Raw genomic sequence first — 2,691 nt, 5'->3', positions numbered from 1 at the left:
GTGATCGATATGTCGCCGTCACTTGCTATGATGACGACATTGCTTGCGGTAGCTCCGGATGGGGAGGAGTAACTGGGGGCGAATATCTTCTTGTTGTCCGTCAGGGGCCCATTCGATGTGTAGTTTTCTGCGTACCAATCAGCTGATTTGGTGGAAGGTATCTCTAGATCCGGCATGGTGAATCCAGGCACGGTTGTCTGGTTGATGCACTTTGCAACTATGTTGGTAGCATAATTGCTATCGTAATGTTCAGGGGTCGTGAGCGTGCCCGTGTAATAAATGCGTGCGTCATTTACAATCGTGGGGGTATTGCCCAGGGTGAGGTTTCCAGCAACGTAGACTTTCCCGTGAATCCACGCGTCTTTCAGGTTGAAATCGCCGTTGACGTAGACGTCGCCGTAGGTGTGTCGCTGTCCGCTCCCTAACATGAGATCGCCGTTGACGTAGATGGCACCGGGTTGTGTTGCCGACCCGAGGCCGGCACTCCCGCCGTCGAGGTTAACGCTGCCATTGATGTAGATGTTCGTGACGGCGATACCAGGACCTCCACCACCAAGATCTTTGCTTTTCAACCCTTGGGTAATAACAACCGTTGCATTTGGGCCTGTAATTGTTGTACTTCCGTGTCCTGTTCCTCCCTCCCCTATGCTGAGAGCGGTACCGTAGACAAAAACGTTCTCCTTGATGGTGAAATTGATGAATGATTCTTCCGGCTCATCATCCCCGTCCCCCCCATCCGGCTCCACCGGGTCCGGGGAGAACTTTGACCCTCCTCTTACGAAGGCTGGCTCAGAAAGGATCGTCTCGCTGCCGCCCGATATCACGGTCACAACCACCCTCCTCAGCGTCTCCGTGCCGGTATAGTTGATGCTCTCTCCGATAGACCAGATGCCGCCCTCGGGTTCGGAAAAATCACCAGTCCTCTCCACAAGTCCGCTCCCGGTGTTGATGTAGATCCGGTACTCCCCCGCTCTCAGGGGGTCGCCCCCCTCGTGGGCGAGGATGAGTTTGCCGCTCATATTCCCTGCGGCGATGGCTGCATGGGGGATCTCGTCCGGCTGGGGGCTGGAGAGGAAGATGGCCGCCACAATTGCCATGGCAAGAACGGTCAGGCCGATCAGGAGCATGACCCCGACCACCTCGGAGACGCCTTCTTCACTGATCTGTTGCCTCATATTCTCATTCCACCAGTGACGCCGCGCTGTGGATCCTTACCTCGTAACTCGCGGGATGCCGGGTGAGGATCACTTCCTTGCCGTCTTCCCCCGGCTCTAGAGAGAGCGTGGCTCTATTCCCGCTCAGGTCGGTCGATATCCACAATGGGTCGTCTTCCCCTCCAACCGCGCTCCGCCGGACCTCGTCGAACGCCCTCTTCCAGGCCCGGGCCATCGCTGGATCGTCGGCCTCGATGATCAGATCCACCCGATCGTATCGTTCCGGGGAGAGAGACTCGCTCCAGCGCATCCGTGTCTCGATCCGCACCGGCCCCGAGCCCGCGATCGTATCCGATCCATCAAGGCTGATCGGAGCTACAGTAAGGTCTATATTATCATTATTCGTCTTTCTCGCCGAGATCGACGGCGCGACCCGCACCGTCGTCCCCCCTTCTTGGGAGAGGAAGACCGCGCCCCCCTGGTAGGTCCAGGTCTGCTCCACCCAGTAGCGGTTCGAGGATTGGTAGGTGAGGCTCCCGAGGGAAAGATCCCGTATGACGGGGACCTCAGTTTCGCCTTTCAGTGCCGTGACGGTCAGGTTTGCCCCGCCTCCTGTCACCGAGACCGTCCCCCCCGATCCTGCTGGCGTAAGGATCGGGAGCGAAAAGGCGCTGCCCCCGGTCGCCGCCGAACCCGTCCCGAGGTCGAAGGCCGTCGAGAGGAGGACACCGTTCCTGTTGTTCAGCCACAGTGAGTCCAGAGCAATCTTATAATCCACGAACCGGTCCTTCACCTGGTTCATGTGCGCGATCTCCGCCTCTCTTCCCGCCGCCGGGACGCCGTAGACCTGGTAGAGCGAGAGCGCCACGACGATCAGGGCGAGGAGCAGGACGAAACCGACGACCTCCGAGAGGCCGTCATCACGTGCGCACAGCGGCATAGTCAAAGTAATTCTCTACGTGAAGTCTATATTTATGTATTGTTCGCCTCCTTGCGTTTCTTCATCCGGAAACAAGAAACTGCAGGAATGTGGCGCTCAACAATCGGAAAGGTCGCCGTTTTGCTACCCCCATCCCCCACCATCAAACCTTTTCATCTCCGCCCTCCATTATTACTACGACATGCCACAGGACTCTGGAATAGCCCCGGACGGAGTATCCCTCTCGCCGGGGTGCGTCCTCTGCCACCAGGGAGCAAAGATGGTTCTCTTCGTGACCGGCCGGTGTCGCCGCACCTGCTGGTACTGCCCGCTCTCGCGTGAGCGAAAAGGCCGGGACGTGGTCTTTGCAAACGAACGGCAGGTCTCGTCGCCGTCTGAAGCCATCGAGGTTGCGGAGAGCATGAGCGCTCTCGGGACCGGCGTCACCGGCGGCGAACCCCTGATCGAACTCGACCGGGTGGTGGAGTACTGCCGTGCTCTCAAGGAGCACTTCGGCCCGGATCACCAGATCCACCTCTACACCGCCCTTGCGCCCGACGAAGCGGTGCTCCGGCGCCTGCAGGGGCTGGTCGACGAGATCCGGCTCCACCCGCCCCA

3 protein-coding genes are annotated in these 2,691 nt (G+C 59.1%); 1 reads left to right on the top strand and 2 read right to left on the bottom strand.

Going from position 1 to position 2,691, the window contains the following annotated elements:
- Together PHP59_RS12490 and PHP59_RS12485 are read right to left on the bottom strand one after the other, a co-directional pair.
- On the bottom strand, positions 1-1,175 hold a 1,175-nt coding region (locus PHP59_RS12490), incomplete at its 3' end, for a type IV pilin N-terminal domain-containing protein (protein ID WP_300167465.1).
- Positions 1,176-1,179: 4 nt separating this feature from the next.
- Positions 1,180-2,094 carry a hypothetical protein gene (locus PHP59_RS12485; RefSeq protein ID WP_300167463.1) on the bottom strand — a complete coding sequence of 305 codons (915 nt, stop codon included), beginning with the start codon at positions 2,092-2,094 and terminating at the stop codon, positions 1,180-1,182.
- Between the two features lie 181 nt (positions 2,095-2,275).
- On the opposite strand from PHP59_RS12485, the gene PHP59_RS12480 reads away from it, so the two are divergent.
- Positions 2,276-2,691 (top strand): radical SAM protein (locus PHP59_RS12480; protein WP_300167461.1); only part of this gene is annotated, 416 nt, incomplete at its 3' end.

The organism is Methanofollis sp., assembly GCF_028702905.1.
GTDB lineage: Archaea > Halobacteriota > Methanomicrobia > Methanomicrobiales > Methanofollaceae > Methanofollis.
Note: the sequence above shows the minus strand (reverse complement) of the source record. Positions and strands in the feature narration are given on the sequence as shown.

What these genes read in the sequence shown, in the direction of transcription:
- PHP59_RS12485 (WP_300167463.1), bottom strand. Translation starts at nt 2,094, where the DNA reads ATGCCGCTGTGCGCACGTGATGACGGCCTCTCGGAGGTCGTCGGTTTC.